Origin of the sequence: Aeromonas finlandensis (assembly GCF_000764645.1) — a bacterium.
In the GTDB taxonomy this organism is placed as follows: Bacteria; Pseudomonadota; Gammaproteobacteria; order Enterobacterales; family Aeromonadaceae; genus Aeromonas; species Aeromonas finlandensis.
This window is the reverse complement of sequence record NZ_JRGK01000041.1, coordinates 1-25,475: the sequence shown is the minus strand read 5'-3', so window position 1 is coordinate 25,475 and position 25,475 is coordinate 1. Positions and strand designations below refer to the sequence as shown.

Annotated in this window: 22 protein-coding genes and 1 tRNA gene; 14 read left to right on the top strand and 9 right to left on the bottom strand. The window is 57.1% G+C overall.

Features of this window, described 5'->3' with window-relative positions; genetic code table 11:
- Nucleotides 1–138 precede the first annotated feature (138 nt).
- The 4 genes from LD28_RS0105560 to LD28_RS0105545 form a co-directional block, all read right to left on the bottom strand.
- Complete coding sequence (locus tag LD28_RS0105560) at nucleotides 139–2,070, bottom strand: putative bifunctional diguanylate cyclase/phosphodiesterase (RefSeq protein ID WP_033136015.1); 1,932 nt, start codon at nucleotides 2,068–2,070, stop codon at nucleotides 139–141.
- 21 nt (nucleotides 2,071–2,091) lie between these two features.
- The gene (locus tag LD28_RS0105555) at nucleotides 2,092–2,592 is read right to left on the bottom strand and encodes a putative pterin-binding protein (protein WP_033136014.1); all 501 of its coding nucleotides are present in this window, start codon (nucleotides 2,590–2,592) and stop codon (nucleotides 2,092–2,094) included.
- 103 nt (nucleotides 2,593–2,695) lie between these two features.
- On the bottom strand, nucleotides 2,696–4,330 hold the full coding sequence (gene groL, locus LD28_RS0105550; RefSeq protein ID WP_033136013.1) for a chaperonin GroEL: 1,635 nt from the start codon (nucleotides 4,328–4,330) through the stop codon (nucleotides 2,696–2,698).
- 43 nt (nucleotides 4,331–4,373) lie between these two features.
- Nucleotides 4,374–4,667, bottom strand: a complete 294-nt coding sequence (locus LD28_RS0105545) for a co-chaperone GroES (RefSeq protein WP_033136012.1) — start codon at nucleotides 4,665–4,667, stop codon at nucleotides 4,374–4,376.
- Between the two features lie 260 nt (nucleotides 4,668–4,927).
- Here LD28_RS0105545 and LD28_RS0105540 point away from each other — a divergent pair, with 260 nt between their 5' ends.
- The gene (locus tag LD28_RS0105540) at nucleotides 4,928–6,262 is read left to right on the top strand and encodes an MATE family efflux transporter (RefSeq protein WP_241462264.1); all 1,335 of its coding nucleotides are present in this window, start codon (nucleotides 4,928–4,930) and stop codon (nucleotides 6,260–6,262) included.
- Between the two features lie 47 nt (nucleotides 6,263–6,309).
- Here LD28_RS0105540 and LD28_RS0105535 read toward each other — a convergent pair whose 3' ends face one another.
- Complete coding sequence (locus tag LD28_RS0105535; protein WP_033136010.1) at nucleotides 6,310–6,789, bottom strand: FxsA family protein; 480 nt, start codon at nucleotides 6,787–6,789, stop codon at nucleotides 6,310–6,312.
- Nucleotides 6,790–7,232: 443 nt separating this feature from the next.
- Between LD28_RS0105535 and aspA the strand changes: the two genes are divergently transcribed.
- Nucleotides 7,233–8,675 carry an aspartate ammonia-lyase gene (gene aspA / locus LD28_RS0105530; RefSeq protein WP_033136009.1) on the top strand — a complete coding sequence of 481 codons (1,443 nt, stop codon included), beginning with the start codon at nucleotides 7,233–7,235 and terminating at the stop codon, nucleotides 8,673–8,675.
- Nucleotides 8,676–8,801: 126 nt separating this feature from the next.
- The gene (locus tag LD28_RS0105525; RefSeq protein ID WP_033136008.1) at nucleotides 8,802–10,121 is read left to right on the top strand and encodes an anaerobic C4-dicarboxylate transporter; all 1,320 of its coding nucleotides are present in this window, start codon (nucleotides 8,802–8,804) and stop codon (nucleotides 10,119–10,121) included.
- Nucleotides 10,122–10,668: 547 nt separating this feature from the next.
- On the opposite strand, the gene tsaD is transcribed toward LD28_RS0105525, so the two are convergent.
- Complete coding sequence (gene tsaD, locus LD28_RS0105520; RefSeq protein WP_033136007.1) at nucleotides 10,669–11,682, bottom strand: tRNA (adenosine(37)-N6)-threonylcarbamoyltransferase complex transferase subunit TsaD; 1,014 nt, start codon at nucleotides 11,680–11,682, stop codon at nucleotides 10,669–10,671.
- Nucleotides 11,683–11,861: 179 nt separating this feature from the next.
- Between tsaD and rpsU the strand changes: the two genes are divergently transcribed.
- The 6 genes from rpsU (at nucleotide 11,862) to LD28_RS0105495 (ending at nucleotide 17,505) form a co-directional block, all read left to right on the top strand.
- Nucleotides 11,862–12,077 carry a 30S ribosomal protein S21 gene (rpsU, locus tag LD28_RS22140; protein WP_005309452.1) on the top strand — a complete coding sequence of 72 codons (216 nt, stop codon included), beginning with the start codon at nucleotides 11,862–11,864 and terminating at the stop codon, nucleotides 12,075–12,077.
- A 15-nt stretch (nucleotides 12,078–12,092) separates the two neighbouring features.
- Complete coding sequence (locus tag LD28_RS0105515; protein ID WP_033136006.1) at nucleotides 12,093–12,536, top strand: GatB/YqeY domain-containing protein; 444 nt, start codon at nucleotides 12,093–12,095, stop codon at nucleotides 12,534–12,536.
- An 88-nt stretch (nucleotides 12,537–12,624) separates the two neighbouring features.
- Complete coding sequence (gene dnaG / locus LD28_RS0105510; protein ID WP_033136005.1) at nucleotides 12,625–14,412, top strand: DNA primase; 1,788 nt, start codon at nucleotides 12,625–12,627, stop codon at nucleotides 14,410–14,412.
- 183 nt (nucleotides 14,413–14,595) lie between these two features.
- Nucleotides 14,596–16,491, top strand: coding sequence for an RNA polymerase sigma factor RpoD (gene rpoD, locus LD28_RS0105505; RefSeq protein WP_322112509.1), 1,896 nt, complete (start codon nucleotides 14,596–14,598; stop codon nucleotides 16,489–16,491).
- Nucleotides 16,492–16,678: 187 nt separating this feature from the next.
- Nucleotides 16,679–16,755, top strand: a tRNA-Ile gene (locus LD28_RS0105500).
- A gap of 432 nt (nucleotides 16,756–17,187) precedes the next feature.
- A complete protein-coding gene (locus LD28_RS0105495) occupies nucleotides 17,188–17,505 on the top strand; it encodes a hypothetical protein (RefSeq protein ID WP_033136003.1) in 318 nt (105 codons plus the stop codon).
- Nucleotides 17,506–17,682: 177 nt separating this feature from the next.
- On the opposite strand, the gene LD28_RS0105490 is transcribed toward LD28_RS0105495, so the two are convergent.
- Nucleotides 17,683–18,159, bottom strand: a complete 477-nt coding sequence (locus LD28_RS0105490) for an Lrp/AsnC family transcriptional regulator (protein WP_005304871.1) — start codon at nucleotides 18,157–18,159, stop codon at nucleotides 17,683–17,685.
- Nucleotides 18,160–18,642: 483 nt separating this feature from the next.
- Between LD28_RS0105490 and LD28_RS0105485 the strand changes: the two genes are divergently transcribed.
- Nucleotides 18,643–19,461, top strand: coding sequence for a Cof-type HAD-IIB family hydrolase (locus tag LD28_RS0105485; RefSeq protein WP_033136002.1), 819 nt, complete (start codon nucleotides 18,643–18,645; stop codon nucleotides 19,459–19,461).
- Nucleotides 19,462–19,512: 51 nt separating this feature from the next.
- Here the strand turns inward: LD28_RS0105485 and LD28_RS0105480 are convergent, their stop codons facing one another.
- Entirely contained in the window at nucleotides 19,513–20,076 is a 564-nt protein-coding gene (locus tag LD28_RS0105480; protein WP_033136001.1) for a DUF2799 domain-containing protein, read from the bottom strand.
- Between the two features lie 207 nt (nucleotides 20,077–20,283).
- On the opposite strand from LD28_RS0105480, the gene LD28_RS0105475 reads away from it, so the two are divergent.
- Both LD28_RS0105475 and LD28_RS0105470 read left to right on the top strand, forming a co-directional pair.
- Nucleotides 20,284–21,123, top strand: coding sequence for an isopenicillin N synthase family dioxygenase (locus tag LD28_RS0105475; RefSeq protein ID WP_033136000.1), 840 nt, complete (start codon nucleotides 20,284–20,286; stop codon nucleotides 21,121–21,123).
- Between the two features lie 211 nt (nucleotides 21,124–21,334).
- The gene (locus LD28_RS0105470) at nucleotides 21,335–22,648 is read left to right on the top strand and encodes a sodium-dependent transporter (protein ID WP_033135999.1); all 1,314 of its coding nucleotides are present in this window, start codon (nucleotides 21,335–21,337) and stop codon (nucleotides 22,646–22,648) included.
- A 3-nt stretch (nucleotides 22,649–22,651) separates the two neighbouring features.
- Here LD28_RS0105470 and LD28_RS0105465 read toward each other — a convergent pair whose 3' ends face one another.
- On the bottom strand, nucleotides 22,652–23,371 hold the full coding sequence (locus tag LD28_RS0105465; RefSeq protein ID WP_033135998.1) for a substrate-binding periplasmic protein: 720 nt from the start codon (nucleotides 23,369–23,371) through the stop codon (nucleotides 22,652–22,654).
- Nucleotides 23,372–23,803: 432 nt separating this feature from the next.
- Between LD28_RS0105465 and LD28_RS0105460 the strand changes: the two genes are divergently transcribed.
- Together LD28_RS0105460 and LD28_RS23625 are read left to right on the top strand one after the other, a co-directional pair.
- The gene (locus LD28_RS0105460) at nucleotides 23,804–25,117 is read left to right on the top strand and encodes a sodium-dependent transporter (protein WP_033135997.1); all 1,314 of its coding nucleotides are present in this window, start codon (nucleotides 23,804–23,806) and stop codon (nucleotides 25,115–25,117) included.
- 157 nt (nucleotides 25,118–25,274) lie between these two features.
- On the top strand, nucleotides 25,275–25,475 hold a 201-nt coding region (locus LD28_RS23625), incomplete at its 3' end, for a hypothetical protein (RefSeq protein WP_206538734.1).

Sequence of the window (25,475 nt, the reverse complement as noted above, 5' to 3'; positions counted from 1 at the left end):
ACAGATTCTTTCTGGCAAGGGTAAACTGCATGTTTTTTTGATAAAAACGCACAACCGTTCAAACAACAAACAAAGGGATGAAAATTTAAACTAAATCACATGTTCTGGAGGCGGATGACCGTCAAGTGCCCCGCTGCCTCAACTCATATAAGCCATTTCGGATTGTTGACGTGCCAACCAAAGCTCCTCCATCTCCAGCAAAGTTTGATAAATTTTCTCCGCCTGTTCTGGCCGACTGAACAGATACCCCTGTCCATACAGATGGATATCGGTCAGAGATCGCAGAACATCCAACTGGGCCTGAGTCTCAATCCCTTCACAAACCAAGCTCTTGCCGAGCATCGACCCCATCCGGCAGATATTGGCGACCAGCTCGGATGCCTCCATTGAAGTATCAATGCCCTGTATAAAGGAGCGGTCAATCTTCACCTTGCTGACCGGCAACTTTTGCAGATAACTCAGAGATGAATAACCTGTACCAAAATCGTCCAGTGCCAACAGCACACCTTGCTGGTTGAGATCCTGCATGAGTTGCAGAGAATTTTTCACTTCTCGCATGGTGGTATCTTCCGTGACCTCCAAGACCAGACTGCTGGCAGGCAGGTGATGCTCCATCAATGCCTTGGCCACCAGTTTGAGTAGATTGCGCTGGTACATACCCGGCGAGATATTCACACACATCTGCAGATCGACCATACCCAACTGATGCCACTGATAGAGCTGCTCGCAAGCCGTATTCAGCACCCAACTGCCAACCCGCTCGGCAAGCTGAAACTCCTCTGCCACCATGATCACTTCGTTTGGCGGAATAAAGCCAAGCTCCGGATGCCGCCAGCGCAGCAGTGCCTCGACAGCTTCGCAGCGGCCACTCTCGAGATTGACGATCGGTTGGTAATAGAGTTCCAGCGCATTGTGCTCCAGCGCCATGATCATGTCCGAGGCCAGATGCTTGCGTCGTGCAGTCTCGTTGAGCAGGGAGTTATCGTAAATCACATAGGGAACATGGGTCTTGCGGCTATGAAACAGCGCCTGCTCCGCACGACTCAGCAGCTCCTGGGTCTTGTCGCTATCCATCGGATAGAACGCAATTCCGATACCGACCTCCAACCGAAAGGGATAGTTGTCATAGACGATATCTTGCTTCAGAGCATGCAGCAGCCGGGCTACCAGCTCTCTGACCTGACGTAGATCACTGCTGCCACGCTGAATAATGGCAAATTGGTCCCCCCCCAAGCGACCGCTCCATTCGCCTTCTTCACACAGAGCTCTAATTCTTTTGGCGAATTCTTGTAGCAGAAAATCACCAGTGTCATAGCCAAACTTGCTGTTTATATCCCTGAAGTCATTGACATCAACCAGTACCAACCCGAACGGCACCTCCTGATTGGCGCACTGCTCCATTCTCTCAAGCAAAGCAACCCGATTGGACAATCCGGTCAATGGATCCCGCCTTGCCGCCCTGAAATGACGACGCCCTTCATATATAAGCAATGAGCTAAGTAACAGCACCGAGATAACAAGACCCGAGACCATCAACAACAAGGCATTGCGTAGCTGACCAAAATGGCGATCGTTCTCTGAGTAGATATTGATGTTCTTCTGCATTACCGAGGCGAGGGAATAGGAGAGCGGCTCTTGCAGAGGCGCCAAACGCATCATCACTTGCTGGTAATCAGAGTCACCAGTCTGCAGCTTGGTAATATCAGGCTCTATATTGCGGATATTGTTTTCTATTAGCTGCACCAGTCGCAGGGTTTTCTGTTTATCCTGCATGCTCTTACGCAACTGGCCGCTCAACAGGATCGGGGTTCTGCTCCAGAGGATGTCATATCGCAGCATCAAGGCATCGTGATCTATTCCGCCATAGTGAAAGACCTCAACCGCGTTGAGAAATCTCCCTAACTCCAGTTGCAACTGCATCAGCGCCCAGGAGACATCGTAGGTGTACTTCTCCATTGCTCTGGTTGCATTCTGTATCTGCAACAGGCAATAGAGAGTGCTCCCGGTAAACGACAGGATGGAAATGTACAGAATGACGAGCAGTGGCCAAGTTCTGGTCTTTCCTTTCACCCCATACTCCTGTTTTCGCTATCAGTGTTGTATGTCTATTGAATCAAGCTGCCAGATCATCATATCGGTGTATTCAGATCGCTTCAGCTCCGGATACTGATCAAGAGGCAACATAAACCAGAGCGGCCCCTTGTCACGCACCCGCATGGTGACACCATTGTCTTCCCACGCAAGGATAGGATCATACTTCACCACTTTGTCCCAATTGATGCGGATCTGGAAACTGTTTAGTGCGGTCAAGGTAATAGCATTGCCATCCGCCCCGGCCGCGGCCAGTACATCCGCCAACTTTGGGCCTCTGTATTTGTGAGGCTTATCAACCCAAGGGTTGCCAGTCACAATCTCATGTTGCGGCAGAGCCTGAAGCTTGGCCAAATCAAACTGCACCTTGCCGTCCACCTCTTCTGCCGATTTTATGTTGCCGCTCACCTTCAGGATCACAGGCCCGGCGAGCGTTTCTGCTGCCACGACGGGCATGACGACCCAAGAGATTAACAGTGCAATCCAACCCCATTTTTTCATATCAACCCTCAAAAATTGTTGCCTCAACAGACTCAGTTTAGTCGGATATAAAAAAACGGCTCGCCTTGGGCGAGCCGTTTCTCAAGCAGAGCCGGGATGATGATTACATCATGCCCATGCCGCCCATGCCGCCCATGTCAGGCATGGCAGGGGTATCTTTCTTCGGCAGTTCGGTAACCATGCACTCGGTGGTGATCATCAGACCAGCGATGGAAGAAGCGAACTGCAGGGCAGAACGGGTTACTTTGGTCGGATCCAGGATACCCATGGCCAGCATGTCGCCATACTGCTCGGTGTAAGCGTTGTAACCGAAGTTGCCTTCGCCGTTCTTCACTGCGTTGGCAATGACGGAGGCTTCTTCACCGGCGTTGATCACGATCTGACGCAGCGGAGCTTCCATAGCGCGCAGGGCAACCTTGATACCCACGTTCTGGTCTTCGTTGTCGCCGCGCAGGCCAGTCAGCTTGGCAGCAACGCGCACCAGCGCAACACCACCACCGGCAACCACACCCTCTTCAACAGCGGCGCGGGTAGCGTGCAGAGCATCTTCCACGCGGGCTTTCTTCTCTTTCATCTCGACTTCGGTGGCAGCACCAACCTTGATCACGGCAACACCGCCAGCCAGCTTGGCTACGCGCTCTTGCAGCTTCTCACGGTCGTAATCGGAAGAGGTATCTTCGATCTGCTGACGGATCTGGGCAACTCGGCCTTCGATCACGCCGGCATCACCCACGCCGTCGATGATGGTGGTGTTCTCTTTGGTGATAACGATGCGCTTGGCACGACCCAGATCTTCCAGAGTCGCTTTTTCCAGCTCCATGCCCACTTCTTCAGAGATGACGGTACCGCCGGTCAGTACGGCGATATCCTGCAGCATGGCCTTGCGACGGTCACCGAAGCCGGGCGCCTTGACGGCAGCCACTTTCACGATGCCACGCATGGTGTTGACCACCAGCGTCGCCAGCGCTTCGCCTTCTACGTCTTCGGCAACGATCAGCAGCGGTTTGCCAGCTTTGGCAACGCCTTCCAGCACCGGCAGCATTTCGCGGATGTTGGAGACTTTCTTGTCAACCAGCAGAATGAACGGGTCGTCCAGCTCGACAGAACCGGTCTCTTGCTTGTTGATGAAGTAGGGGGAGAGGTAGCCGCGGTCAAACTGCATACCTTCAACAACCGCCAGCTCATCTTCCAGACCTTGACCATCTTCAACGGTGATGACGCCATCGCGACCCACTTTGTCCATGGCTTCAGCAATCAGCTTGCCCACTTTCTCGTCGGAGTTGGCGGAGATGGTGCCAACCTGAGCGATGGCATTGCTGTCAGCACACGGCTGGGACAGCGCTTGCAGCTCGGCAACGGCGGCCACAACGGCCTTGTCGATACCGCGCTTCAGGTCCATCGGGTTCATACCGGCGGCAACGGCCTTCAGACCTTCGTTGACGATCGCCTGAGCCAGAACGGTTGCTGTAGTGGTACCGTCACCAGCGGCATCGTTAGCCTTGGAAGCCACTTCCTTGACCATCTGGGCGCCCATGTTCTGGAACTTGTCTTCCAGTTCGATTTCGCGCGCAACAGACACACCATCTTTAGTGATGGTCGGGGCGCCGAAGGATTTGTCCAGCACCACGTTGCGGCCTTTCGGGCCCAGAGTTACCTTGACGGCATCAGCCAGGATGTTTACGCCTTCCAGCATCTTGATGCGGGCTTCGTTACCAAACTTAACGTCTTTAGCTGCCATTTTTCTTCAATCCTTAAATCAATTCGGGGAAAAGGAGGATGGATTACGCTTCGACAATCGCCAGGATGTCGGTTTCGGAAAGGATCAGGACATCCTGACCATCCAGCTTCTCGGTCTTGACACCGTAGCCTTCGTTGAAGATGACCTTGTCACCCACCTTCACTGCCAGTGCTTTGACTTCGCCATTATCCAGGATGCGACCAGTCCCCACGGCAAGCACTTCACCACGGGTGGACTTCTGGGCCGCAGTACCAGTCAATACGATACCGCCAGCAGATTTGGCTTCAGCTTCGATGCGCTTGATGATGACGCGGTCGTGCAGTGGACGAATTTTCATCGATAACTCTCCCAAAATGAGTCTCATTGTTGCTTTGAGGAATGGCCGTTCCAGGCCAAATTAGATATGTCCCTGATGTGGGGCAGAGTTGCTAACCCTTCAAGGGCAAATACAAAAAAAATATTTTCACGTACTATGAACATCTTCGATGGTTCACCCATGTCCGTACTCAGGAGCAAGGTCGGTCCACGCCGCCCGGTTTCCATGCCAGAACCGTCAAAGCCAGCTGTAGAGACGAGCCCTTGACCCGCACCAACCCCATGCTGACAGCCCCCATCCCGGTCGTATTGCGCCAGATGACGGGCCCCATGATCTTCGGCATCATCGCCATTCTGGCCTTCAATCTGGTCGATACCTTTTTTATCGGCATGCTGGGCACCCAGGCGCTGGCCGCCATCAGCTTTACCTTTCCGGTCACCTTTGTGATCACCTCGCTGGCGATGGGATTGGGCGCCGGATTGTCAGCAGTGATCGGTCATACCCTGGGACAGGGCAAACACGATGAGGCAGCCCATCTCACCACCGACAGCCTGTTTCTGGCGGTGGTCATAGTGACGTTGCTCTCCGCAGGCGGTGCACTCACCATCAAGCCGCTGTTTACCCTGCTGGGGGCCAGTGCCGAGCTCATCTCCCTTATCCATGACTACATGCTGATCTGGTATCTCACCGTCCCCATGCTGGTACTGCCCATGGTGGGCAATGCCGCCATCCGGGCGACCGGCGATACCAAAACCCCCAGTCTGGTGATGGCGGTGGCCGGGCTGGTGAACGGGGTGTTGGATCCTCTCCTGATCTTCGGCATTGGCCCCTTCCCCGAGTGGGGGATCCGCGGAGCGGCCATCGCCACCTCCCTCTCCTGGTTGATGGCGATGCTGGTCAGCCTCTATATCCTGCGCCATCGGGAGGGCTTGCTGCTGTGGCGCCTCTCGCCGCGCGCCCGGCTGCTCTACCACTGGCGGGCACTGCTCCATGTCGCCATCCCAGCCTCTTTTACCAACATGCTCAACCCGCTGGCCAATGCGGTGTTGATGACGATTTTTGCCGGTCTGGGGACAGAAGTGGTGGCGGCTTACGGCGCCGCATCGCGGGTTGAGGCACTGCTGCTGATCGTGATGATGGCGCTCGCCTCCGTGCTGGCCCCCTTCATCTCGCAAAACTGCGGCGCAGGCAATCCGGCGCGCGCCAAAGCGGCGCTGCAAAGCTGCATGGGTTTTGCGTTGCTGTTCCAGCTCGCCATCTATGGCCTGACCTGGTTGCTTGCCCCGCTGATCGCCACTCTGTTCAGCGATCATCCGCAGGTTATTCGCCTCATTATTCTCTACCTGCATCTGGTGCCGATCGGTTACGGCTTTCAGGGCATGGTGATGCTGCTGGCCTCGGCGCTCAATGGCGTGCGATCTTCCAGCATCTCGTTCTTGTTCAACGGCTTGCGGCTGTTTGGCTTTTTACTGCCGGGAGCCTGGCTAGGCGCCAGGTTGGGGGGAGAACAGGGGATCTATCTGGGGATACTGCTGGCCAATCTGGCGGCGGGCACCCTCGCATGGTGGTATGCCCGACACCGCTTCGAGGCGCTGTGCCATCAGGGCAAACCCTGATCGGCCACTCGCCTCTGGTTATTCGTCTGGTCGATTACTCTTTACGCTCACTCTTTGCGCTCAAATTCGCCTTCGATGGTGGTGCCGCCCTGCTTGGGGTGCCCCAGATGATCATCGGACGGCGCGTTGCCGAATGGCGATTGTGTTCCCTGCTGGAAACCACCCATCTGCATCCGGAACTGGCTGCTGCCAATCAGCTTGTCGGCCAGTTTGTTGCGCAGCCAGGGTTGCAGCAACAGCACACCGAACATATCGGTCACGAAACCCGGGATAATCAGCAGCAGACCGGCCAGCGCCAGCATCATGCCTCCCATCACTTCGCGGCCCGGCATCTCGCCCATCTGCATCTTTTGCTGGGCACTGAACAGGGTTTTGAGCCCTTCACTGCGCACCAGAGAGGAGCCCAATACTGCGGTCAGGATGAGCAGGCCGACAGTCGGCAGCGCCCCAATCACTGAGCCGACCTCGATCATCACGGTGAGCTCCAGTACCACCAGACCCACCAACAACAGGAACAACTTGCCCATATCCACTCCAGTACCGGTAAATTGAGGAAAAGTGGCGCCCATCCAATGATGGGCAATACGCGATTTTTTCATCGCATCATCACCACTTTCTACTCCGAATAAATGGGGTCGCCACCCGCTTTTTCAAGTATCCCAACTGACCCCCTCATCAGCGGCGTCCCAAAAAACCGACAAAACACAGCTAAATTGCTTAAAAATCATAGTTATAAATGCAGTACAACATATGTGTACTTTCATCAAAGGAATTTGAAAATGTCTCAAAATTAGTGATCCAGCTCTAATAACTGATACCTCAATTGGAGTAGTATATTGATTAGTTTTTCGGGAGGTCATTCTCCCAACCGCCCCACTCGATGTGTGGTGCTTCAGGATGAGCTGTGCGCAAGGAACTCGCGACCACTCGGTGAGGATTTTTCCATTTATCTGATTTCTGAGGCATTACAATGAGCGACATCAAGAACGTCCGCATTGAAGAAGACCTGCTGGGCACCAAAGAAGTTTCCAATGATCTCTACTACGGTGTGCACACCCTGCGCGCAGTCGAGAACTTCAAGATCAGCTCCCAGAAGATTTCTGACGTTCCGGAATTCGTCCGCGGTATGGTGCTGACCAAGAAAGCTGCTGCACTGGCAAACGGCGAACTGGGTACCATCCGTCCTGAAATTGCAGACAAGATCGTAGAAGCCTGCGACCTGATGCTGAACACCGGCAAGTGCTTCGACCAGTTCCCGGTCGACGTTTACCAGGGTGGTGCCGGCACCTCCGTCAACATGAACACCAACGAAGTACTGGCCAACATCGCCCTGGAAATCATGGGTATCGAGAAAGGCCGTTACGACGTCATCAACCCGAACGACCACGTCAACAAGTGCCAGTCCACCAACGATGCCTACCCGACCGGTTTCCGCGTTGCTGTGGTCAACAGCACTGACGTCACCCTGCACGCGCTGGAGCACCTGATCGCGGCATTCGATGCCAAGGCTGCTGAATTCAAAAACATCCTGAAGATGGGCCGTACCCAGCTGCAAGATGCAGTCCCGATGACCCTGGGTCAGGAGTTCCACGCGTTCGCCGTTACCCTGCGCGAAGAGATCAAATCCATCAAGCGTTGCCAAGAGCTGCTGCTGGAAGTGAACCTGGGCGCAACCGCCATCGGTACCGGTCTGAACACCCCGCCCGAGTACTCTGCTCTGGCCATCAAGCGTCTGGCCGAGATCACCGGTCGTGCCTACGTGCCGGCAGAAGATTTGATCGAAGCGACCTCCGACTGTGGCGCCTACGTCATGCTGCACGGCGCCATCAAGCGTCTGGCCATGAAGCTCTCCAAGATCTGTAATGACCTGCGTCTGCTCTCCTCTGGCCCGCGCACTGCACTGAAAGAGATCAACCTGCCGGAAATGCAGGCGGGTTCCTCCATCATGCCGGCCAAGGTAAACCCGGTTATTCCGGAAGTGGTCAACCAGTCCTGCTTCAAGGTATTCGGTAACGACATCACCATCACCTTCGCCGCCGAAGCCGGTCAGCTGCAGCTGAACGTCATGGAGCCGGTGATTGGTCAGGCGATGTTCGAATCCCTGAGCCTGATGGAAAAAGCCTGTATCTCCCTGCGCGAGAAGTGCGTGGAAGGTATCACCGCCAACCCGGAAATCTGCATGAACCACGTGCTGAACTCCATCGGTATCGTGACCTACCTGAACCCCTTCATCGGCCACCACGAAGGTGACATCGTCGGCAAGATCTGTGCCCAGACCGGCAAGAACGTCCGCGAAGTCGTTCTGGAGCGCGGCCTGCTGAGCGCCGAGCAACTGGACGAAATTCTCTCCATCGAGAACCTGATGAACCCGCAATACAAAGCCAAGCGTTTCACCCGCGAAGCCACCGTATAAGCGAGTGTGGGCCGGGATCTTCCCGGCCCATAAAGTCAGTTCCCGATTGGTCTTTATCCCCAGCCCGATCGGGAATTGGCTTTTTGCCAAATAAAAACCAAAAAACTAAAAAATGGAGTTATCGCTATGATTGGAATCGAGTTACTTGTCGTGCTCGCCGCTATCTATCTGGGGGCACGGATAGGCAGCATCGGCATCGGCTTTGCCGGTGGTCTGGGGGTTCTGGTACTGACGTGGGGTCTGGGCATGCCCATCCCGAGCGATCAACTGGTCAGCTACATCCCTTGGGATGTGATCATGATCATCGCGTCCGTCATCTGCGCCATCGCCTGTATGCAACTGGCTGGCGGGATGGACTATCTGGTCTCCCTGGCAGAGAAAGCGCTGCGCAAGAACCCCAAATACATCACCTTCGCCGCCCCGGTCGTCACCTATCTGATGACCATGCTGGCCGGTACCGGTCATACCGCCTTCTCCACCCTGCCGGTTATCGCTGAAGTGGCCAAAGAGCAAGGGATCCGCCCATCCCGTCCGCTCTCCATCGCGGTTGTCGCCTCCCAGATCGCTATCACAGCCTCCCCGATCTCTGCCGCTGTGGTTGCCTTCTCCGGCATGCTCGAGCCGTTCGGTGTTGACTACCTGACCCTGCTGGCTATCTGCATCCCCTCTACCTTCCTGGCCTGTATCCTGGGCGCCTTCATTGCCAACATGATGGGCAAACCGCTGGATCAGGACGAAGTCTATCTGGAGCGTAAAGCCAAAGGCCTGATCAAACTGCGTGGTACTACCAAGCTCGAGATCAAACCGTACGCCAAAATCTCCGTGTGGATCTTTATCGCTGCCATCGTAGCGGTCATGGCTTATGCCACTGCCATCTCCGGTAAAGTGGGCCTGATCACCAACCCGCCGATCCCCCGTGACGGCGCCATCATGGGCATCATGCTGGCCGCTGCCACCATCATGACTCTGGTGTGCAAACTGGACGCCACCCAAGTGACCAACATGCCGACCTTCAAGTCCGGTATGTCAGCCTGTATCTGCGTACTGGGTGTCGCCTGGCTGGGTAACGTCTTCGTGAAAGGCAACATGGACACCATCCAGCTGATTGCTGGCGACCTGCTGAACCAGTACTCCTGGCTGCTGGCCGTAGTGCTGTTCTTTGCCGCCATGCTGCTCTATTCACAAGGTGCCACCACCAAAGCGCTGATGCCTGCCGCACTGGCACTGGGTGTCAGCCCGCTGACTGCGATTGCCTCCTTCGCAGCCGTGAGCGCCCTGTTCGTACTGCCGACCTACCCGACCCTGCTGGCCGCGGTAGAGATGGACGACACCGGCTCCACCCGTATCGGTAAAGCCGTGTTCAACCACCCCTTCTTTATCCCCGGCACCGCCACCATCGCCATCGCCGTGGCGCTGGGCTTCTTCTTCGGCGGCATCCTGCTGTAATCGCATTACCTGCTGATAGCCAAACAAAATCCCCGCCAACTGGCGGGGATTTTTTTATCCTGTCTTTCAGCAAGTGAGTTCTGCTGCCATGCCAGGCGAGCAATAGGTAAAGATCACCTCATACGCCCTCCTCAATGGCGCAGCCAGCCCTTCGCCGGTCCCGGCAAGGCACTCATCCCCCAGCCTTCACCATCGCCTTATAAGATGCCTTATGGCGTGCTCTGGCCTATCGCGTCATTCGGGATCGGGCGGTCGCCGTTAAGCAGGGCTAGCAGGCAAAGGGGGCACCGCGGTCGGGAGAATGAACAGGTATAAATTAAAATTGGGATATATCGGCAAAACCCATAAATTTAATTTATAGCGAGCAATTGGCGCCAAAAACGGGCGTTGGGCTGTGACAACAGTCGCCGCGGAGGATCTGCCGATCAGAAGGGAAAAAGCGTGGGGTGCATAGCCATAAAAATGCCCCGGACAGGCTCCCGCATTATCGGGAGCATGCCCAGGGCATGTCACATCACCCGCCCGGCAAGGGGCAGGATCCTCTCGATCAAACCGGATCCAGGGTATCCAGCGGCCAGCGCGGTACGGCCTTGACCGCCAGCGGCTCGAACACGCCCGCTTTCAGGCGCTGCATGCCGGCATAGGCAATCATCGCGCCGTTATCGGTGCAATATTCGGTACGCGGGTAGAACACCTCACCCTTGAGGCTCTCCATCAGCTCGGCCAGCTGGGCACGCAGATGACGGTTGGCACTGACGCCGCCAGCCACCACCAGACGCTTGAGACCGGTCTCTTTCAAGGCGCGACGGCACTTGATAGCCAGGGTATCGACCACCGCATCTTCAAACGCACGAGCGATATCGGCACGGGTCTGCTCATCATCACCGTTGGCGGCGATAGTGTTGGCAGCAAAAGTCTTGAGGCCAGAGAAGCTCATATCGAGCCCCGGACGGTCAGTCATCGGACGGGGGAAGTGAAAACGTCCGGTGGTGCCCTTCTCGGCCAGACGGGAGAGCAGCGGGCCGCCCGGGTAGTCCAACCCCATCAGCTTGGCGGTCTTGTCGAACGCTTCGCCAGCGGCATCGTCGATGGATTCACCCAGCAGCTGATAGCTGCCGATACCGTCAACCCGCACCAGCATGGAGTGACCACCGGAAACCAGCAGCGCCACGAAGGGGAACTCGGGGGCGCGTTCTTCCAGCATGGGAGCCAGCAGGTGGCCTTCCATATGATGGACGGCGATGGCCGGCTTGTTCCACGCCATCGCCAGCGAGCGACCGATGGTGGCCCCCACCAGAATAGCGCCAACCAGACCCGGACCCGCGGTATACGCGATGCCATCGATGTCATCTTTGCCCAGCCCCGCCTCTTGCAATGCGGCCTGGATCAACGGGATCGTCTTGCGAACATGATCCCGGCTGGCGAGCTCGGGGACGACGCCACCGTAGTCCGCATGCAGCTTGACCTGGCTGTATAACTGATGGGAAAGGATCCCTTTTTGATCGTCGAAGATCGCGATCCCGGTTTCGTCACAGGATGTCTCTATGCCCAATACACGCATTGCTAAAAAATTTCACTGCTAAAATGAGACGGCTATGGTAACCTTCGCGGGTTTTTTAAACCAGAGCGATCTCTGCGGGTTTACTTTCATTCCCTGTCCAGAGTATAATTTCGCACCATTTTAAGACATGCTGATCGATTGAAGGTCAGCTAACAATTTATCACTGAGGTGAAAGGCACATGCCAGTAATCAAAGTCCGTGAAAATGAGCCGTTTGACGTTGCTCTGCGTCGTTTCAAGCGTTCTTGCGAAAAAGCCGGTATCCTGTCCGAAGTTCGTAGCCGTGAGTTCTACGAGAAGCCGACTACCATTCGTAAGCGCGCCAAAGCGTCTGCTGTTAAGCGTCACGCCAAGAAGCTGTCTCGCGAAAACGCACGTCGTATCCGCCTGTACTAATCGGGAGATATTGCCGTGTCTCTGAAGGATCAACTCAAGGATCAACAAAAACTCGCCATGCTTGCCAAAGATAAGGCACGTCTGGGAGCGATCCGCTTGTTGATGGCAGAAATCAAGCAACGTGAAGTCGATACCCGTATCGAGCTGAATGATGAGGATATCCTCGCTGTCGTGACCAAAATGGTCAAACAGCGCCGCGATTCCATCAGCCAATTTGAAGCTGCCGGTCGCCAGGATCTCGCCGACAAAGAGTCCGCCGAGATCGTTGTGTTGCAGGAGTTCCTGCCGCAACAGCTGACCGCAGATGAAATTGCCGCCCTGATCGAGCAAGCCGTCACTGAAAGTGGTGCTGCCGTCATGGCTGATATGGGCAAGGTCATGGCTGTCTTGAAGCCGAAAATTCAGGGGCGTGCCGATGTCGGCGCCGTCAGTGCTCAGGTGAAAACCCGCTTGGCGTAACAGGCAACTCTCTTGTTTGGTCGAAGAAGCCGTGCTTCCCTTGGAATGCGCGGCTTTTTTATTTTCTCCGCAATGAAACAGGACGGTTATGGCAGGCAGGATCCCCCAATCCTTTATCGACGATCTGCTCGTACGCACAGACATAGTCGAGCTGATCGACTCGCGAGTGCGGCTGAAAAAAGCCGGTAAGAACTACCAGGCTTGCTGCCCTTTTCATAACGAAAAAAGCCCCTCTTTTACCGTCAGCCAGGAGAAGCAGTTCTACCACTGTTTCGGTTGTGGCGCCCACGGCAACGCCATCGGCTTTGTCATGGAGTACGACGGCCTCGAATTTCCCGATGCCATCGAAGAGCTCGCCAGCATGCAGGGCATGCAGGTACCTCGCGAGCAGAGCATAGGTGGTTCGGCCAGCTCCCAACCAGCCGTCAGCAAGGATCTGTTCGAGCTGATGAACCAGATCGCCCGCTTCTACGAGAGCAATCTCAAGAGTGCTCCCCATGCGGTGGAGTACCTCAAAGGGCGCGGTTTGACCGGCGAAGTGGTCAAGCGCTTCAACATCGGCTATGCCCCCAGCGATTGGGATCAGGTGCGCCGCCGCTTTGGCGCCAGCCGGGATCACGAGCAGCTGCTCATCTCGGGTGGCATGCTGATCACCCGTGAAAATGGTGGGGGCAGCTACGATCGTTTCCGCGATCGCATCATGTTCCCGATCCGCGACAAGCGTGGCCGGGTCATCGGCTTCGGTGGCCGGGTGCTCGGTGATGGCACCCCCAAGTATCTGAACTCGCCAGAGACCCCCATCTTCCATAAAGGTCGGGAGCTGTTCGGTCTCTACGAGGTGAAGCAGGCACACAAGGATCCGCGTCGGATCCTTGTGGTGGAAGGCTATATGGATGTGGTGGCACTCGGTCAGTACGACATCGACTATGCGGTGGCGGCGCTGGGCACTGCAACAACCAGCGACCATATCCACACCCTGTTTCGCACCACCGCCGAGGTAGTCTGCTGCTACGACGGCGACAATGCTGGTCGTGAAGCCGCCTGGCGGGCGCTGGATAACGCCCTCTCCCATCTGCAGGATGGCCGCGAGCTGAAGTTCGTGTTCCTGCCCGATGGCGAAGATCCAGACTCGCTGGTACGCCAGATTGGCAAGGAGGGCTTTGAAGCCCTGCTCGATGCAGCTCAACCGTTCGCCGACTTCATGTTCGAACGTCTCGGTCGCGATGCGGCTCTCTCCGGTGAAGCAGGCAAGTTTGAAGTGGCCAACAAGGCCGCAGAACTTATCCGCCGCGTACCGGAAGGGTTTACCCGCGAAGGGCTGATCACTCGTCTCTCCAGCATGATGCGCTGGGGTGAGAACAAGCAGCGGATTGCCGAACTGTTTGCCCGCAACAGTCAGCCCAAGGCCGAGGTCAACAAACCCAAGGCAGCCAAGCTGACGCCGCTGCGGCGGGCGCTAGCGCTGATGGTGCAATATCCGGCGGTGACGGCCGAACTGCCACCCATGCCGGAGTTGGCGGGACTGCGCGTACAGGGCATCAAGTTCCTGCTGCAACTGCACCAGCGGATCCTGGCACAACCCGGTATCACCACCGGTATCCTGCTGGAACACTGGCGTGGTACCAAGGAGGGAGAGATCCTTGCTCAGCTGGCCATGCACGACCTGTTCGAGGAGATCAAACTCGATCAGGAGCCGGATATTCTGGGAGAATTGCAGGACACCTTCGTCGGATTCATCAACCAGTTTCTGAAACAGCGGATCGAAGAATTGCAGGCCAAAGTGGCTCAGGAAGGACTAAGCTCCGAAGAAACCCAAGAGCTGATGATGCTGATAAGAGAGGTGCAAATTGAGAAAAGAAATGAGAGTGGGGCTTGATATTTGAGTGATTAGTCCCAATATGGATAGCGTTGCCCGAATCGACGGGATGAAAAGCAAAAACTTTATAACCGCCTGGCCCCGACAATACTGCGGGCAGGGGTTTCTCATGACCGACGCCGCAACCAGACATAGCATGTCTGGCGGTTTTCTATTAGAATTGGCTATTTGCGCAGCAGCGCACTGTACGCGCAACCTAGCAACACCAACCGGATGAGTTCTATGGAGCAAACCCCGCAGTCTCAGCTTAAACTCCTCGTTGCCAAAGGTAAAGAACAGGGCTACCTGACCTATGCCGAGGTGAACGATCACCTCCCGCAAGACATTGTCGATTCAGACCAGATCGAAGACATCATTCAGATGATCAACGATATGGGCATTCAAGTGGTTGAAAACGCTCCGGATGCCGATGACCTTATCATGGCTGAAGGTGGTACCGCCGATGAGGACGCTGCCGAAGCAGCGGCCCAGGCTCTGGCATCTGTTGAATCTGAGATTGGTCGCACGACCGATCCCGTCCGCATGTACATGCGGGAAATGGGTACCGTCGAACTGCTGACCCGTGAAGGCGAAATCGACATCGCCAAACGGATCGAAGACGGTATCAACCAGGTACAAAGCTCCGTAGCCGAGTACCCTGAAGCAATTACTTACCTGCTCGAACAGTACGACAAGTACGAAGCCGAGCAGCTGCGTCTCTCTGACATCATCTCTGGCTTTATTGACCCTAACGATACCGAAGACATGGCGCCGACTGCCACACACATCGGTTCCGAACTCGGCGAAGACGATCTGGCCGATGAAGATGAAGAAGACGAAGAAGACGAAGACGAAGATGGCGACAGCTCTGACGACGACGGTGATGGTGGTCCGGATCCGGAAGTCGCTCGTGAGAAGTTTGGCGAACTGCGTGCCCAGTATGAAGTGACCCGCCTCTCCATTCAGAAGAATGGTCGCGCGCACGAAGATACCCAGGCCGCCATCGCCCAGCTGGCCGATGTATTCCGTCAATTCCGCCTGATGCCCAAGCAGTTCGATCGCCTGGTCAACAACATGCGTGAAATGATGGAGCGCGTCCGCGTGCAGGAACGCATCATCATGAAGCTCTGCGTTGAGCAGGCCAAGATGCCGAAGAAAACCTTCGTCGCGGCCTTCACCAACAACGAGTGTGAAACTGCCTGGTTTGAATACCAGAAGCAGGCTGGCAAAGCTTGGTCTCCCCGTCTGGTTGAAATGGACGAGGATATTCAGCGCGCCATCGGCAAGCTGCAGCAGATTGAAGAAGAGACCGGTCTGTCGATTGCCCAGATCAAGGATATCAACCGTCGCATGAGCATCGGTGAGGCCAAGGCCCGCCGTGCGAAGAAAGAGATGGTTGAGGCCAACTTGCGTCTGGTTATCTCTATCGCCAAGAAATACACCAACCGTGGTCTGCAGTTCCTGGATCTGATCCAGGAGGGCAACATCGGTCTGATGAAGGCGGTAGACAAGTTTGAATACCGTCGTGGCTACAAGTTCTCGACCTATGCTACCTGGTGGATCCGTCAGGCTATTACCCGCTCCATCGCGGATCAGGCCCGTACCATCCGTATCCCGGTACACATGATCGAGACCATCAACAAGCTCAACCGTATCTCCCGTCAGATGCTGCAGGAGATGGGTCGTGAACCGAATCCGGAAGAGCTGGCCATGCGCATGGGCATGCCGGAAGACAAGATCCGCAAGGTACTGAAAATCGCCAAAGAGCCTATCTCCATGGAGACGCCCATCGGTGATGATGAAGATTCCCACTTGGGCGACTTTATCGAAGATACCACCCTGGCTCTGCCAGCGGATGCCGCGACCAGCGAAAGCCTGCGCAACGCCACCCGCGAAGTGCTGGCTGGCCTGACCGCCCGCGAAGCCAAGGTACTGCGGATGCGTTTCGGTATCGACATGAACACTGACCACACCCTTGAGGAAGTGGGCAAGCAGTTCGACGTTACCCGTGAGCGTATTCGTCAGATCGAAGCCAAAGCACTGCGCAAACTGCGCCACCCGAGCCGCTCTGAAGTGCTGCGCAGCTTCCTGGACGAATAGTCCTGACGCTGTGTCAAACCGCTCTGCCAAAGCCCCGCCATGCGGGGCTTTGTTTTGGCTGGAATTTGCCCTTGCGACCCGCCTTTCGCCCTCGACCAAGCTGGACAATTAGTCGCCAAGTGGTTGATCTGCCTATAGACTGCCCTTTCCTCTTCCCCTATAATCCACGCCGCTAAACGCACAATTTGGCCCCTTAGCTCAGTTGGTCAGAGCAGTCGACTCATAATCGATTGGTCGTGGGTTCAAGTCCCCCAGGGGCCACCAAATTCAAGAGGGTTAGCGAGATAATACTCGCTAACCCTTTTTTCATTTCACCAGGATTCAGCAGGGGAACACCACTACCCCCTGAAATTTTGCCCACCCCTCCCCAAAAAAACTTCCATCCCAGGGAAAAGATCCTGAACCGGATCAAAACGCCACTATCGAATCCAGCTAAACCATAGTGATGACGTGCTCGCCGCTAAGCCACTGAGTGCGGAACAGGCTCATGACCCAGCTGGAGAGCTGTTGCTGAATCTCCCCCCCCTTGACGAACGTGAGCGACCAAGGAGCAGTCAATGACTCCCTCGCTGATCGGCATTAGCCTGACTCGCTGATTTTTTCGCGATCTTGCCTGCACTTTGCCACCTTGTTCATGGTGCGCTCAGTTTTCTGTTCCCATACTGGCCCTACAGTTCCAAAAAGAGGAGAGACAAGATGCAGACATCACTCGTCGGGCTCTCCATTCTGTGGGGGCTAGCCAGTTTTGGTGTTCAGGGGGATTTCATCGAAAGCCGTGATTCCGTTGCGCCATCCTGGCAAGCAGAGTCCAGAGTGGAGATGGAAGGTTATCTGATTGAATCGCTGGGCGAAGATCGCTGGCTGTTCGACAACGGCAGAGAGAGCCTGCTGGTCTCCCTGCCCGAAGGGCAGTGGGTGCCGACCGGTGAGCGGCTGCGGGTCAGTGGCGAACCGCAGCAAGAGCAGAGCGGCTGGCTGCTGCAGGTGGAAGACATCAGCCAGGTCAACGTCTGACCACGGCAGTCGCCATCACCCGTCACGGCGTGCCGGATAACCAAGAGCGAATAGCAAAAGAGGAGGCCCCTGGCCTCCTCTTTCTGTTTATATGAGCTGTTTGCGCGGGCTCAAATCCGCAAAGAGCAGCGGCTGCCTGCCACATGCCAGACAAGCCGCCGTACCGCGCGGGGTGACTCACCCCAGATGATTGAGCGGCAGCGCCGTCTTGTGCTTGATGCGGCGCAGCACGAAGCTGGAGCGCACCCCGGTCACCCCCGGAATATGGGTCAGCTTGTCCAGCAGGAAGTGCTGGTAGTGCTCCATATCGCGCACCACCACCTTGAGCTGGTAGTCGGCATCGTTGCCGGTGATGAGATCACACTCCAGCACTTCGGGCAATTCGCTAATGGCGCGATCGAAATTCTCGAACCGCTCTGGCGTGTGTCTGTCCATGGAGATGTGAATGTAGGCGGTGAGGGTGAGGCCAAGCTGGCGGGCGTTGAGCAGAGTAACGTGGGTGTCGATGAGACCGGCATCCTCCAGCGCCTTGACCCGGCGGGAGCAGGGGGACGGCGAGAGCCCTACCAGCTCGGCCAGTTCCAGATTGCTGATGCGGCCATTCTCCTGCATCAGCTCGAGAATATGTCTGTCTATGCGATCAAGTTTCAGCATTTACCCTTCCTCGTTGCAATGACTAATCCACTTTTCCTAGATTAAGGGTGAACTATTGCAAAAACAACCGAAATAAGTGGTTACTTTGCAACCACTCACCGGCACGGGAGGGATACTATGGTTACATCTTCCGGTGGCAAAGCAGATACCTGACCGGGTCTCTGCGGTGAAGGACCTTACCGGGTCAAGAGCCCCATCAGCCGTCTTACCTTATCGGGAAACGACGGGCTGGAACGAGAGAACCCCCTCCCCCGAAGGCAACAAAGCAGGCATCCCGGCGCCTGCTTTGTTGTTTTTGGGCGTTTGGCGCAATCAGAGCGCGGGCGGCGTAATGCGATAGAGGCAGCGGTGTACCCCCTCCAGCTGCGCCTGAGCCACGAAGGGATCACAGTTCGGCGCTTCGGCCGCGGACAAGGCTTGCATCGGGGCGCCGGGTCTGGGACGGTAAAGCTCTTTGCGGATTTGTTCGATGCTGGAGGAGCTATGAGTAAGTACAAGGCCATCGCGCTCGATATGGATGGCACCCTGCTGACCCGGGATCACAAGATCTCGTCGGCAACCCGGGTGGCACTGGCGCAGGCCCGCGCCAAAGGCATCAAGGTGCTGCTGGTCACGGGGCGCCACTACATGACGGCGCGCCCCTTCCACCACGAGCTGGCCCTCGATACCCCCCTCATCTGCAGCAACGGCGCCTATCTCTATGATCCGGTGCAGAACCGGATCCTCAGCGGCGACCCGCTGGCGGTTGCCCCACTCACCGAGCTGCTGGCCGCGGTCGAGGCGCAGCAGATGGGCGCCCTGTTCCACCTGAGCGAGGGGATCGGCTACATCGGCTGCGAGGAGCATGTCACCCGCATCCGCCATTGGGCAGCCAATCAACCGGATCACCTCAAGATCACCCTGCTGCCCGCCGACGATCTGGCCAGCTGGCTGACACATCCGATCTGGAAACTGGAGCTGTTCAATCAGGATCCGGCGCGCCTGCACACCTTTATGGGTGAGGTGGTCGAGCAGATGCCCTTTACCCACGACTGGGCAGCCCCCTATGCGGTGGAGCTGGTGCAGCCCGGTTGCAGCAAGGGCAACCGGCTGGCCCAGTGGGCGGCCAGCGAAGGGATTGCGATGGAGCAGGTGGTGGCGTTTGGTGACAACAACAACGACATCAGCATGTTCGAACAGGTGGGGCTGGCGGTGGCCATGGGTAATGCGGCCACGCAGATCCAGAGCCATGCCCATCAGGTCACGGCCGACCACAACGAGGATGGCATCGCACTGGCGTTGCAGCGCTGGGTACTGCCCTGAGCTGACAAGATGCAGCATGGCCAGCACGCTGGCTGGCCATGAAGAGAGAAATTAACCGCCGAAGGAGAACTGGATCACCCGATCCGGATAACGCAGGCGGTTGTACTCCCGGCGCAGGGATTCGTAGTGGCGAATGGAGCGATCGCGCTTGGCGCGGTAGTAGTCGCGCTGTTCCGTGTTGGTTTCGTTGCGGATGCTGCGTTCAAGCGTATCGATATCTCGCTCGGTACGCTCCAGCTCGTCGCTGATCTCCCGCAGGCGGGCGGCCAGTTTGTACTCTTCGTAGCCGCGCTGATACTGCTTGAGGAAACTGGCATCGTTGGGGCATACCCCCAGATAGGCCTGCCCCTCCTTGCCCTTGCTGTAGGCCAGCTCGGGAATGCAGTAGAGCTCCAGCCCCTTGTCATAGCCCCGTTTCCACTCGGCCTCATCCACCCGGAGGCCATATTCGCTGCAAGACGAAACGTAGTCGCGGGTCGCCAGACGGGTTTTGCCCTCCGATCCATCCTGATAACCCAGGTTGTACCAGCTCATGGTGCGGCACTCATCTTCTGACAGGGCACTGCATCCCGCCAGCAATACCGGCAGGGTCAGCAACAGGATTTTGGGGGACATGGGCAGACTCCGGAAAAGATAGTGACCGGCATTCTAGAGAGGATAAAAGGCCTTCACAAGGGATGCGCACCCGCGCGGCTTGGGGCTGTTGTTTTGATGTTTTTATCACTATTCGCGACCGTGCCAGACGGGGCGGCCAACCCGCTTTCCTTGTTATCAGGTGCAAGGTAAACTGCGCCATCTTTTAACTGGCGCATAACAAAAACAATGAAAGTTCTGACCGTCGATTACCGCTCACCCGATGCGGCCCAACGCTTCACCGAATCCCTGCGAACCACCGGCTTTGGCGTGCTGACCAACCACCCCATTCCGAAAGAGCTGGTGCAGTCCATCTACGACAACTGGTATCGCTTCTTCATGAGCGAGCAGAAGCAGGATTTCCTGTTCAACCGCGAGACTCAGGATGGCTACTTCCCACCGTCGGTCTCCGAGGTGGCCAAGGGCCATAGCCAGAAAGACATCAAGGAGTACTTCCACATCTACCCCTGGGGTCAGATGCCGGACGCGCTGAAAGAGCAGGCGATGGAGTACTACCGTCTCGCCAACGGTCTGGCCGCCGAGCTGCTGGGCTGGGTCGAGCAGTACACCCCGGCCGATATCGCCGCCAACTACAGCTGCCCCCTCTCCTCTATGATCGAAGAGAGCCAGAAGACCCTGCTCCGGGTGCTGCACTACCCGCCGTTCGATGGCACCGAGGAGCCGGGCGCCATTCGCGCCGCCGCCCACGAAGATATCAACCTGCTCACCATTCTGCCCGCCGCCAACGAGCCGGGGCTGCAGGTGAAGGGCTCCGATGGCGAGTGGATGGACGTGCCGTGCGACTTTGGCACCCTCATCATCAATATCGGCGACATGCTGCAGGAGGCCTCTCGCGGCTACTACCCCTCCACCACTCACCGCGTCATCAACCCGACCGGTGGCAGTGCCGCCAAGTCGCGCATCTCGCTGCCGCTGTTCCTCCATCCGCGCCCGGATGTGGTGCTCTCCGAGCGCCATACTGCCCACAGCTACCTGATGGAGCGGCTGCGGGAGCTGGGGGTGATCTAGTCCGCCGACGAGCAGTTGTCAGAGGCCAAACCGGAGCAATCTCGCTCCGGTTTTTATTTGGTGGCATGATTGGGCAAAAAACAGAATTAAATTAGCCAATCATGCCAATAAATCGCATTTATGCCTGATAACCATCGTAGTGATTGCGCAGCGACCTCCGTAACATGAGCGCCATTCTGCCCCTGCCAAGGGGCGCTCGATTGGAGTTCTTATGAAGCAGTCCCAATGGTCCTCCCGCCTCGGCTACATCCTCGCCGCTGCGGGTTCTGCAGTCGGTATCGGCGCAATCTGGAAATTCCCCTACGTCACCGCCGTCAACGGCGGCGGCGCCTTTCTGCTGGTCTTTCTGCTGTTCAGCTTCACCCTGGGGGTTGCAGTGCTGATGGGAGAGACCCTGCTCGGCAGCATGAGCCGCCGCGGGGTAGTGGGAGCCTTCTCCGAATTGCTCGGCAAACAGTGGCGCTGGGTGGGTGCCATGGGCATTCTCAGCACCCTGCTGATCTTCAGCTTCTACAGCGTGGTCGGCGGCTGGACCCTGGGTTACACCGGCATGGCCATCTCCGGCCAGCTCAACCAGGGTGATGCGGCGGCCCTCACCGCCCGCTTCAATGACTATGTCAGCGATGGTGTCTGGCCCATTATCACTCATCTGCTGTTTGCCGCCCTCACCTGGATGGTGGTGCAAGGAGGCATTCAGAAAGGGGTGGAGCGCACCTTGCGCTGGATGATGCCCGCCCTGTTCCTGATGATCCTGATGCTGGTCGCCTTTGGCCTCACCCTGCCCAATGCAATGGAGGGGGTGCGCCACTTCCTGATGCCCGATTTCAGCAAGCTGGGGATGTCCGGCGTGCTCGACGCCATGGGGCTGGCCTTCTTCTCCCTCTCCATCGGTCTTGGCATCCACACCACCTACGGCGCCTATCTGCCGACCAGCGAAGGAGTCGGTCGCTCCAGCCTCTGGGTGGTGCTGCTGGCCAGCATGGTGGCGGTACTGGCGGGTCTGATGATCTTCCCGGTGCTGGCCTCGACCGGTATCGATCCCGCCTCCGGCCCCGGCCTCACCTTTATGACCATGCCGGCGGTGTTTCAGCTGCTGCCCTTCGGTCAGGTGCTTGAGGTAATCTTCTTCGCACTGCTGGTCTTTGCTGCGCTCTCCTCGGCCATCTCCCTGCTGGAGCACTTGCAGTGCTTCCTGTGCGAAACCTGGGGCTGGTCACGCCGCACGGCCTGCAGCGCCATCACGGCGGTGGTGATGCTCAACGGTATTCCGGTCAGCCTGTCGTTTGGCCCGCTGCAACACGCCACCCTGTTTGGCAAAACCATCTTCGAGCTGCTGGACTTTGTCACCTCCAACCTGATGATGCCGCTGTTCGGCCTGATGCTGACGTTGCTGCTGGGCTGGAAGCTGGGACGCAAGGCGCTACCGCAGGGGATTGCCAGCCACTGGCATCACTTGCTGATGAACTGCTGGCGCTGGATTGCACCCTTGCTGATCGGCGGGATCCTGATTCGCGGTCTGGTGTGACGGTTACTCTTCACGGGTGGGCCCATTGGCCCGCCCCTGGGCAGCTCTGACGGCATCCAGAGCATGCTGCCAGCGGGTGATCTCGGCATCATCGGTTCCCTTGGAGAAGACGATATAGAGACCGGCCTGATGGAGCAGCACGCCACTGCTGGCGACGCTGCGCCGGGATAGCCCCATCTTGTCGAGGGTGGCCTCCATCACCATTTCCGCCATCGGCAAGGCATCGATCTTGCCCAGCATCAGCCGCTCTATCGCCTCCCCGACCGTCTTATAGCGCACCAGATTGGTATAGCCCTCATGGGTCAGCCGCACATCATCGGCATTGCCCAGCACCACACCCACTCTGGGCAGCTTACGAAGCTGAGCCAATTCGGTCAGCGGACGGGCACTGCCCGGCGCCTGATAGATAAAGACCCTATTGATAAAAAGTGGGCCGACCCATTTGAAATGGGACTCCCGCTCCGGGAGCCGCTGTACCACGAACAGTCCATAGCCGGGCTCGACCCGTGCCAGCGCCAGCGCCCGCTTGAGCGGGTAAATCCGCACCGGATAGCGGGTGCCAAGCTCCTCCTGCACCTCATCAATCAAGCGAATGGCGAACCCGTCGAGCTTGCCGTCGCGGTATTCGGTAAAGGGGGGTAAATCGTGACTCAGCAGGGTTAATCCGGGCTGCGCCGACACACTCAGGCTGATCAGCAACCAGGGCAGCACCATCCATCTCATACGACATCCTGTCTCATCGTTGTTCCCGTCAGCGCCATGTAGCGGTCACTAGTTCCAGAAGAAGCTACGTCGATTATCGCCCAGTAAATAGCCACAAGGTAGAAAAGATGCGGCCCGGCGAGGTTTTCCCCCATTGAGTTGTACGTATAGCCAGTGTGGTGATGGCTGCTCACACAAAAAATTTTTGATTTTATGTGTCAATTATTCTTTCCATCGTTTAGGCTGTTCCCTCACTCGTTATTCAGGCTGTCACCCCATGTCTTCCATCCTCGTGCTGTTTGGTCGATTTTTTATCTCGCAAGAGAGGTGACCTTGCACGCACAGTTTGTCTGAATGTTCATTGCAAAGGTCGCCTCAGGCGGCCTTTTTTATTGTCTGTCGTTTATTGCTACTCAGGAGTATTGCTTCGATGTCGTGTTACCCGGAGGTTGTATGAGCCAAGTTCAGTGGTCTTCCCGTCTCGGTCATGTGTTGGCCGCAGCAGGCACAGCGATTGGCCTTGGTGCCATCTGGAAGTTTCCCTATGTGACAGCCACCAATGGCGGTGGCGCCTTCCTGCTGGTGTTTCTGCTGTTTAGCTTCACCCTCGGGGTGGCGGTACAGGTCGGCGAGACCCTGCTCGGCAGCCATAGCCAGCGCGGGGTGCTTGGCGCTTTCCGCAAGCTGGTTGGGCCGAACTGGCGCTGGATGGGATATATGGGGATCCTCTGCGGTTTCTTTATCTACAGCTTCTACAGCGTGGTCGGTGGCTGGACCGTGGGCTACGCCGGGCTGGCGATGGCAGGCAAGCTCAACCTGAGCGAGGGGAGTGCCCTGACTGCCCTGTTCAACGGCTATGTCAGCAACCCCTGGTGGCCGGTGCTGACCCATCTGATCTTTGCCGGGCTCACCTGGTGGTTCGTGCAGGGTGGCATTCAGAAGGGCGTGGAGCGGGCACTGCGCTGGATGATGCCTGCGCTGTTCATCATGATGTTGCTGCTGGTCGGGGTCGGCCTCTCCATGCCGGGCTCCATGGCGGGGGTACGCCAGCTGCTGCTGCCGGACTTCTCCATGCTGACCGGCCAGAGCGTGCTGGACGCGCTGGGGCTGGCCTTCTTCTCCCTCTCCATCGGGCTCGGGGTGCACACCACCTATGGCGCCTACCTGCCCAATAGCGAAGGGGTGCTGCGCTCCGGGGTCTGGGTAGTCACCCTGGCGAGCATCATCTCGGTGCTGGCGGGGCTGATGATCTTCCCGGCGCTGGCCTCTACCGGCATCGACCCCACCGCGGGCCCCGGCCTCACCTTTATGACCATGCCTGCCGTGTTCAGTCATCTGCCGTTCGGTCAGGGGCTGGGGGTGGTCTTCTTCCTGTTGCTGCTGGTCGCCGCGCTCTCCTCCTCCATCTCCATGCTGGAGCATCTGGTGCGCTTCACCACCGAGGAGTGGGGCTGGTCGCGCCGTGGTGCCTGCCGGGTGTTAACCCTGCTTATCATGGCCTCCGGCATTCCGGTGAGCCTGTCGTTCGGCCCATGGAGCGATCTGACCCTGTTTGGCAAGACCCTCTTCGAGCTGCTCGACTACCTCACCTCCAACCTGATGATGCCGCTCTTTGGCCTGGTACTGACCCTGCTGCTGGGCTGGCGACTGGGTGATGCCATCCTGCCTGCGGGCCTGTCACCCGCCCTGCGTCTGGCGCTGCTCTGGTGCTGGCGCGTGGTGGCGCCGCTGCTGATCAGCGGGATCCTGATCAGCGGGATCATGTAACACCTTGCGCTTCCTTGCGGGCAGGCCTTGGCCTGCCCTTTTTATTGCTCTGGCGTTTACTCATGACTGGCATTCATATGAGCAGTATCACGATAGATAGGAGTGCAATAGGCTGCCATCGGGTAATCTCGGAAGAGCAGGATAGAGGAGGCGCGAAGTGGCAGAGTGGCAGAGTGGCAGAGTGGCAGAGTGGCAGAGTGGCACGATAAGAGGCGGCGTTCGGCTCGCCACAACGGCAACAGAAGAAGTGGAAGTACTGAATTGCGGGCAAAAAAAATCCCCACCTGAGTGGGGATTTTTCTCTGAAACATTGCTACAGATTTCAGCTTTTTCTTACGCAATATGGTGGTCGTTACTG

Bases quoted from the DNA above. Each gene is read 5' to 3' on its own strand.
- LD28_RS0105480 (WP_033136001.1), bottom strand. From the start codon at position 20,076: ATGTCCCCCAAAATCCTGTTGCTGACCCTGCCGGTATTGCTGGCGGGA.
- rpsU (WP_005309452.1), top strand. From the start codon at position 11,862: ATGCCAGTAATCAAAGTCCGTGAAAATGAGCCGTTTGACGTTGCTCTG.
- LD28_RS0105545 (WP_033136012.1), bottom strand. From the start codon at position 4,667: ATGAAAATTCGTCCACTGCACGACCGCGTCATCATCAAGCGCATCGAA.
- LD28_RS0105535 (WP_033136010.1), bottom strand. From the start codon at position 6,789: ATGGGCAAGTTGTTCCTGTTGTTGGTGGGTCTGGTGGTACTGGAGCTC.
- aspA (WP_033136009.1), top strand. From the start codon at position 7,233: ATGAGCGACATCAAGAACGTCCGCATTGAAGAAGACCTGCTGGGCACC.
- LD28_RS0105490 (WP_005304871.1), bottom strand. From the start codon at position 18,159: ATGCTGAAACTTGATCGCATAGACAGACATATTCTCGAGCTGATGCAG.
- LD28_RS0105475 (WP_033136000.1), top strand. From the start codon at position 20,284: ATGAAAGTTCTGACCGTCGATTACCGCTCACCCGATGCGGCCCAACGC.
- groL (WP_033136013.1), bottom strand. From the start codon at position 4,330: ATGGCAGCTAAAGACGTTAAGTTTGGTAACGAAGCCCGCATCAAGATG.
- LD28_RS0105495 (WP_033136003.1), top strand. From the start codon at position 17,188: ATGCAGACATCACTCGTCGGGCTCTCCATTCTGTGGGGGCTAGCCAGT.
- tsaD (WP_033136007.1), bottom strand. From the start codon at position 11,682: ATGCGTGTATTGGGCATAGAGACATCCTGTGACGAAACCGGGATCGCG.
- LD28_RS0105555 (WP_033136014.1), bottom strand. From the start codon at position 2,592: ATGAAAAAATGGGGTTGGATTGCACTGTTAATCTCTTGGGTCGTCATG.
- LD28_RS0105485 (WP_033136002.1), top strand. From the start codon at position 18,643: ATGAGTAAGTACAAGGCCATCGCGCTCGATATGGATGGCACCCTGCTG.
- LD28_RS0105470 (WP_033135999.1), top strand. From the start codon at position 21,335: ATGAAGCAGTCCCAATGGTCCTCCCGCCTCGGCTACATCCTCGCCGCT.
- LD28_RS0105465 (WP_033135998.1), bottom strand. From the start codon at position 23,371: ATGAGATGGATGGTGCTGCCCTGGTTGCTGATCAGCCTGAGTGTGTCG.
- LD28_RS0105540 (WP_241462264.1), top strand. From the start codon at position 4,928: ATGCTGACAGCCCCCATCCCGGTCGTATTGCGCCAGATGACGGGCCCC.
- dnaG (WP_033136005.1), top strand. From the start codon at position 12,625: ATGGCAGGCAGGATCCCCCAATCCTTTATCGACGATCTGCTCGTACGC.
- LD28_RS0105525 (WP_033136008.1), top strand. From the start codon at position 8,802: ATGATTGGAATCGAGTTACTTGTCGTGCTCGCCGCTATCTATCTGGGG.
- LD28_RS0105460 (WP_033135997.1), top strand. From the start codon at position 23,804: ATGAGCCAAGTTCAGTGGTCTTCCCGTCTCGGTCATGTGTTGGCCGCA.